6 protein-coding genes are annotated in these 7,455 nt (G+C 40.4%); 4 read left to right on the forward strand and 2 right to left on the reverse strand.

Going from position 1 to position 7,455, the window contains the following annotated elements:
• Both QZ562_RS17945 and QZ562_RS17950 read left to right on the forward strand, forming a co-directional pair.
• Window positions 1-990 (forward strand): MFS transporter (locus tag QZ562_RS17945; RefSeq protein ID WP_293763233.1); only part of this gene is annotated, 990 nt, incomplete at its 5' end.
• 26 nt (window positions 991-1,016) lie between these two features.
• Window positions 1,017-1,247, forward strand: a complete 231-nt coding sequence (locus tag QZ562_RS17950; RefSeq protein ID WP_293763235.1) for a DUF1653 domain-containing protein — start codon at window positions 1,017-1,019, stop codon at window positions 1,245-1,247.
• Window positions 1,248-1,366: 119 nt separating this feature from the next.
• Here QZ562_RS17950 and QZ562_RS17955 read toward each other — a convergent pair whose 3' ends face one another.
• Window positions 1,367-3,094 (reverse strand): Na+/H+ antiporter NhaC family protein, encoded by a 1,728-nt coding sequence (locus tag QZ562_RS17955; RefSeq protein ID WP_293763237.1) that lies wholly within the window; start codon window positions 3,092-3,094, stop codon window positions 1,367-1,369.
• 95 nt (window positions 3,095-3,189) lie between these two features.
• Between QZ562_RS17955 and QZ562_RS17960 the strand changes: the two genes are divergently transcribed.
• Both QZ562_RS17960 and QZ562_RS17965 read left to right on the forward strand, forming a co-directional pair.
• Window positions 3,190-4,053, forward strand: a complete 864-nt coding sequence (locus QZ562_RS17960; protein WP_293763239.1) for an MBL fold metallo-hydrolase — start codon at window positions 3,190-3,192, stop codon at window positions 4,051-4,053.
• Between the two features lie 933 nt (window positions 4,054-4,986).
• Window positions 4,987-5,544, forward strand: coding sequence for a hypothetical protein (locus QZ562_RS17965; RefSeq protein WP_293763241.1), 558 nt, complete (start codon window positions 4,987-4,989; stop codon window positions 5,542-5,544).
• Window positions 5,545-5,651: 107 nt separating this feature from the next.
• Here the strand turns inward: QZ562_RS17965 and QZ562_RS17970 are convergent, their stop codons facing one another.
• The gene (locus QZ562_RS17970; protein WP_293763243.1) at window positions 5,652-7,256 is read right to left on the reverse strand and encodes an amidohydrolase; all 1,605 of its coding nucleotides are present in this window, start codon (window positions 7,254-7,256) and stop codon (window positions 5,652-5,654) included.
• Window positions 7,257-7,455 lie beyond the last annotated feature (199 nt).

The raw sequence follows: 7,455 nt of genomic DNA on the forward strand, positions 1-7,455 counted from the left end.
ATGCAACACATTGGAAGAAAACCCGTATCTATTTCGGCTACCATTATGGGTGGATTAGCTTGCTTATTAGCCGCTGCGAGTATCGCAAATAGCCACTTTTCAGGATTGGTTATAGCGGCTTTTTTATTGGGCATGATGATGTCTGCGATCCAGCAAATTCGTTTTGCTGCTATTGAATCAGTCACTGTTGAGTTAATACCCAAGGCAGCTTCGACTGTGTTATTAGGCGGTTTAGTTGCCGCTATCTTAGGTCCAGAGTTAGTGACTTTTGGTCAACTGGTCACAGATCAAGCCTTTGTCGGCGGATTTTATTTAACAGCCTTACTGTTGCTATGCAGCTTACTTTTTACTCAAATTGATAATACACATGTTGTCACAGCAACGTCTGAAAATACAGGACGTAAGTTAACAGTGATAGCACGCCAGCCAGTCTTTATTTTGGCTGTTTCTGCGTCAGTAGTGGGTTATGCATTAATGAGTTTTATTATGACCGCCACACCTGTGAATATGCACGTGCATGAAGCCTACTCCTTGCAAGATACCAAATGGGTGATCCAAAGTCATATTTTTGCGATGTTTTTTCCTTCATTGTTTAGTGGTTGGTTAATCAGTAAATTGGGTACTTCAAAAATTATATACTTAGGTTTATTTGCCTATGTCAGCACTATTTTAATTGCACTGACTGGCAGCGAATGGCTTAATTATTGGGCTGCATTAGTGTTATTAGGCATTGGCTGGAACTTTCTGTTTGTTGGCGGTACGGTTTTACTGGCGCAAAGTTATCAACCTAGTGAAAGATTTAAAGTCCAAGGTTTAAATGAATTTTTGGTTTTTGGTTGCCAAGCTACTGCGGCGTTAAGTGCTGGTGTGTTTCTAAACCTTATTGATTGGCATGGTTTACTGATTGCTAGCTCTTCGATCATTGCGGTTCAATTGATCGTCATCACGTGGCAACAGATCAGACAAAAGCGACTTACCGCACAGCATTAACGAGTATTAGACAGCGAGAAATAAATATGGCATTAAAAATAGGACGTTACCGTCATTACAAAGGTAATGAATACGAAGTGATTGGTGTAGCTAAACACTCAGAAGATGAAACTGAATTGGTGGTTTATCGCCCTCTTTATGGTTCAAGAAGTCTATGGGTCAGGCCTTTAAGTATGTTTATTGAAACGGTACAGGTTAATGGAGAAACAAAACCGAGGTTTAAATATGTAAAGGGATCTGAAACGCTAGTACTTTAAATAGCGGCCGCTTTATTGAGCCACCTTTTTAGGCATATTCCAAAACACTTACACCATCCTCGCCTTATGTTTCAAAAACCACCCCCAAAACTATAACGCGAGATTAATTAACGCCATTCCTAGGCAAAAATCAATACAGTGGTTGTCCATAATATGCCTGCGAGGATTGCGGCATAGGTTGCTGGCACAATCTGCGATTTCACGTGATCCATTAAATCGCACCCTGTGGTCATCGAACTCAAAATAGTGGTATCTGAGATAGGGGAACATTGGTCACCGTATACACTGCCATTCAAAATAGTAGCGAAACAGACCATCATAAACAGTTCAGGGTTGTCTAAGCCTTGGCTCTGAGCAATGGTCCATGCCAAAGGTAAACCTAAGGGGAAAGCAATGGCATAAGTGCCCCAACTAGTGCCGGTTGAAAACGCGATAACCATGGTCATAAGTTGTAAAATTATAGGTAAACACCAAAACGGGATGTGCTCCCCCAAAGATTCAACCAAATAGATGCCGCCACCCAATTGTTTGCTCAGCACACCTATCGTCAGGGCAAACATCAATATAACAGAAGCCACCACTACGCCTTTCAAGCCATTACCAAAACCATCTAACACATGTTTAAGTGCCATTCCTTTTGCCAAAGCCATAAAAATAGATAAAAACAAAGCGCCTGAGAAAGCCCAATGAATTTGTGGTGAACCCGTTACAAAATATGAGCTAATAGCGATTATAATTAGACTCACTAAAGGTAATATAAACTCTAATCTATGAGCTGTATACCCTTCAGGAACTTGGCTTTCGTGTAACTCTTTAGCGCTAATCGGTGAAGCGTTAGGTGCGTCTAATTCGCCTGTTTCAGTCACTCGTTTGATTGCTTTTTTTAGTGGTGCGCCACTAAATGTGGTAATGTTCAAACTAAGCAATAAAGTGCCTAAAACAGCAAATATCGCGTAGAAACTAAAAGGAATGCTAGCAAAAAAGAACGCTATTCTGTCATTTTCTGTGGCTAAAAATGCAACCCCTGGAATGAACAAAAAAGCCTGTATATAGGCAGGCCAAGCATTAAATGCAATGATCGACGCAATAGGTGAAGCGGTAGAATCAACGACGTAACTGAGTTCCTCGTGACTCACCCCAGCCTTGTCCGCAATGGGTTTGACTGTTGTACCTACCAATACTGTACTCATGGTGCCTCCTTGAAAAAACACCAAGCCTAAAAACCAAGTGACAACCTTGGCTGAACGTGGGCCTTTTACATAATGTTGACTCATATGATCGGCAAAAGCCTTGGCCGCGCCTGTTTTTGCCCACATGCCCATTAAACCTCCGAGCAACCATAAATATAAAATCAAAATAGATGCAGCACTTGATGTACCTATATTAGGGATAAATACCTCATGGGTAATATCGAATCGCCCCAACATTACTGCACCTATCACTATTCCGGCAAATAATGCAACCAGAGGCTCACGAGTCATTAAGCATAAAACAACAGCTACTAAGGCAGGCAATAATGACCAAATGCCAAAATGAAAGTCGGCTTTAAGTAAAACGATGTCATCAATACCATTTTTATACACCCACTGCTGTGATAGAGAAGGCTTACTTTGTTGGTTATTCAGAATTGATTGTCTTAGAGGGGACTCAGTATAAGGTACAAGATTTTCTATCGTATTCTCTTTAGCGCTCGCGCGATAAACCAACTGTCCTAATTCATTATCATATGTTTGATATTGTAATTGGGTTTCAACCCAAGTTGGACTGATCTTAAAGTTAATAAAAAAAGCAGTTGCCAGACTGATCGCGAAAAAAATGAAGCTAATACGTTTTGTAAATTGAAACATGCGGGTTATCTTAACGGTCTTATATTTTTTATAGTTTGTAGTCTGTTGTAGCAAACGTCTAGGATTTACTTAATTTTAATCAAAGGACAATATTTATGCGTTCAAAAATTCTTTTAGTTACTGCGATCACCGCCTTTTTTGCAACTCATTCTGCTATTTCACAAAACAAGTGGGCCGATGCAAAGATAACTAGCCAACCTGTGAGTGGAACTGTACATATGCTAGAGGGCATGGGTGGCAATATTGGCGTATCTGCTGGTCCTGAAGGTATCTTGATCATTGATGACCAGTATGCTCCATTGGCTGAAAAAATAGCAGCCGCTATTAACAACATTTCAAACACAGAGATTAAATACGTCGTGAATACTCACTATCATGGCGATCACACTGGTTCCAATGCCTACTTCAAGGAAGTCAAAGGTAGTACTATATTTGCTCATGATAATGTGCGTAAACGTTTGGTAAAAAAAGAAGAACATACACACGCAGAACTACCTGTTGTTACCTTTCAACAAGGTGTGACCTTTCACTTTAATGGCGACACCATCAGTGTCATGCATATGCCAGCAGGTCATACCGACAGCGATAGCGTAGTATGGTTTGAAGAAGCCAATGTTTTACACCCTGGAGACTTGTTCTTTGAAGGACGTTTTCCTTATATTGATATAGATGGCGGAGGCACGGTTACTGGTTATATTAATAACGTAACTAAACTGATTGGGATGCTGAAAGACGATACTAAGATAATCCCTGGACACGGTAAGTTAGCTACTAAAGCCGATTATCAAAAAGCTTTGGATATGCTAGTTGATACTGCTTCCACGGTAAAAGGCATGAAAGCCAAAGGTATCAGTCTTGACGATGCGGTGAAGCGAGGTTTAGGTGAAAAATACACATCTTGGGCGTGGAACTTTATTACCGAAGAAAAGTGGGTCACCACTTTATATATTGGACAGTAACTAGAAAAGCTAAACCAATGTCACTAATTTACTCGACTGAACAACAGTATTTACAGATAAAAAATTGGTTTCGTAATTATTAGGAAATTTACACATGGGGAGGGCCAAATATGACCTATCCCATGTCTGACGAAAACTTTCTTAAATCTCTAACAGCTGAGCATTTCAAATCATTTTGTCTACTAAACGATGAGCAACAACTTGCCACACTTGGTCAATATTAAAGGCGCATAGTACATCATCACCTTGGACGCCTCGCAGTTAATCCCAAACACCGCGTTCAAGGATTAGCAAAATATTAACTACAAAAATACTTGAGCAAGCCTTTTTAGATCAATCAGCCAAAGGCACCTCTTTACTTGTGTTCAAAGACAATACTGCGGCGCACCAGTGTTATCAATCTCACGGTTTTATTGAAATAGAGTATCCTGAACAGTCTTTACCTGGAAATATGCAAAATTGTGTTTATATGGTTTTATCTGCAACAAATCAAAAGTGAATGTTATTTACTCTAAAAAATAAAATATATTGATTTTGCTTTTATATAATCTGTATTGTAGATATTCAACTATTAGTTGCAGTTTCCATGATAGATGAAAAAGTTTTTGGGCAAGTTTGAGCAATTTGTTTTGTCATCCATTCTTAATCTAAGTGACAACCCCTATTGCTTTGCCATTAGCCAATTACTCTCATAAACATTAAAACGTGATGTGGCAACTGGCGCACTGTATACAGCCTTAGAAAGGTTAGAAAAGTTAGAAAAAATGCTTGCTCACCAGTAAAATGGGTGAGAACACGCCAGAAAGAGATGGACGCGCCAAGGAGTGCTTTAAATTTACGGCTCGAGGGCAAAAGGACTTAAACGCAGTAAAGAGGCGTTAATCAATATGTGGCAGGGGTGAACTTATCTATCCAATATAAAGTGTGCAGCGAATGAATCCCCAAAGACTAATCGAAAAATTCCTGCATTGGACGTTACCAAATGAGTTGAAAGGTTCTGTTTTGAGTGATTTGGCAGGAGAATGTTGTTGTTTAGCAGAACAAACATCTTTAAAAGCCTATTACTGGTATACCCGTCAAGCACTTTTGACCAGCCTGCAATTTTTAACTAAAACTAAAAGAGGCTTAATAATATTTTTACTTGGAATAATTGTATTTGTTAGCATGACTTCAATGACCATGTTGATGAGTGGCGAAATAATGATGTTTGTAAATGTACCCTCATTTTTAATCGTGATTCCACCAGCACTCATTCTCACTTTCGCCGGCAGCTCGAAACAATCTCGCAATAATGCTTTTGGAGTATTGTTTAGTGAAGATCTAAATTTAAGTCGAGAAGAGTTAATCACAGCAAAACAACTATTTACCACCTTTGGAAATATGAATATGTTGATGGGACGCATCGGTGTCATCATTGGCGCTATTGCCATAGCTTCAAATATTGAGGCAAAGGTATTTAGCCAGATTTTTGGTCCAGTGTTTGCGGTTTGAGTACTGACACTTCTTTACGCAATATTGATAAAAGCACTGTGTTACGCAGCAGAGGCCAATATCCAATTTAAAATTATCAAAATGGCCTCTTAATTTACATATCGAAACTAAGGCGTTTTTGTGTAGCGCTTTTCACCCGCAATCCATGTTTCAAGCACTTGGGTTTTCCAAATATTTTGAGGTGATGTTGTAAAAATATCTTGGTCTATCAAAATAAAATCAGCCCACTTCCCTTGCGTTAATCCGCCTAAAATTTTCTCTTGGTGAGCTGCGTAAGCTGCATCCAAAGTAAAACCACGGAAGGCTTGTTTGAGTGTCACCGCTTCACTAGGTATCCAGCCACTGTCTGGTGAGTTGTTTCGATCTTGCCTAGTAACTGCGGCGTGTAAACCAAAAAATGGGTTGGAGAGCTCCACCGGGAAATCAGATCCGAAAGCCACGGGTGAGCCTTGTTCTAAGAAGGTTTGCCATGCGTAAGCGCCTTTTAATCTTGCGGTACCGACTCTGTCTTTCGCCATATTCATATCACTGGTAGCGTGGGTAGGTTGCATAGCAGGGATAATATTTAGAGCTTTAAAGCGAGGAATATCATCCACATTTACCACTTGAGCATGTTCAACACGGTTACGAAGTGACTTCCCACCCATTCGCTCAAAGCTATCAGCAAACTGGTCTAGGGCTAAACGGTTGGCTCTGTCACCTATGGCATGAAAGTTAAGTTGAAACCCCTTGCCCAAAACCAAATCAAATAGTGGTTTTAAATCTTGCTCACGGGTTACCAATAAACCCGTGTTATCTTGGGCATCAGAATAAGGTTGCAACAAGGCAGCTCCTCGGCTACCAAGGGCACCGTCACCGTATGCCTTAACACTTCTGATAGATAACCAGTCGTATTGGTCTTGCACGTGGCCAGTTTCTAATAGTTGCCTCAAATCCGCTGAGGTTGCCGCAATCATAGGATAGATGCGCACTGGTAACGAGTCTTCAGCCACACGTTTTTTGTAATAGTTGTACACCACTTTACCGATACCGGCATCATGCACACTGGTTATACCCTCAGAAAGCAAATGTTCGCCGGCAGCATTTAATTGCGCAGTTAACGTAGCTTCAGAAATTTTAGGCAGGTGTTTAAGCATTAAGCTTTCCGCATTATCAATTAAGACTCCCGTAGGGTTACCTTGTTCATCCCGCACAATTTTTCCGCCCGGAGGATCCAGAGTATCTTTAGTAATACCGGCTATTTCAAGGGCTTTTGTGTTAACCCAACTGGCATGGCCATCCACTCGAGACAACATTACAGGCTTATTATTGACATATTCATCTAACAAACTGGCAGTGGGGTAAGCCTTACCAGGCCAGAGCACTTGATTCCAGCCTCGCCCTGTTACCCAAGGCAAATCTTGCTGAGTTTTAGCATATGCCTGCACCATTTTTGCCGCATCTAAAGCTGATTTGCTTTCACGTAAATCAACTTGCAATAATGTTTCACCTAATCCCATCACATGACCATGAGCGTCGATGAGCCCCGGTAACAACACTTTATTTTCACCATCTATAAAGGTTGCATTAGGATATTTTTGGCGAAGCTCCTCTGCGCCGATAGCCACAACTTTTCCCGCATCAAAAACCATGTTTGAAAAATGGATAAGTTCTCCAGCATTATTAAGGGTATAACCTTTGACATTGCCAATATGGCTAGATGCAGCCAGCATCGACCCGCTGACAAAAAACAAACATAAAAAAGATACTATTTTCACAAATGCTCCCGCATAAACGTTTTACATAATTTGCACCAGATTTTTATTTGATGCAAGACTTGCACAATGATGCCCACTAATAAATCTGCTTGTGTTATGAGATGGCTATATAAAACATAATTTATGGCAACCGAGTCAGTGTGCAGCTATTAAT

It is taken from the genome of uncultured Paraglaciecola sp., assembly GCF_913058035.1.
Classification (GTDB): domain Bacteria; phylum Pseudomonadota; class Gammaproteobacteria; order Enterobacterales; family Alteromonadaceae; genus Paraglaciecola.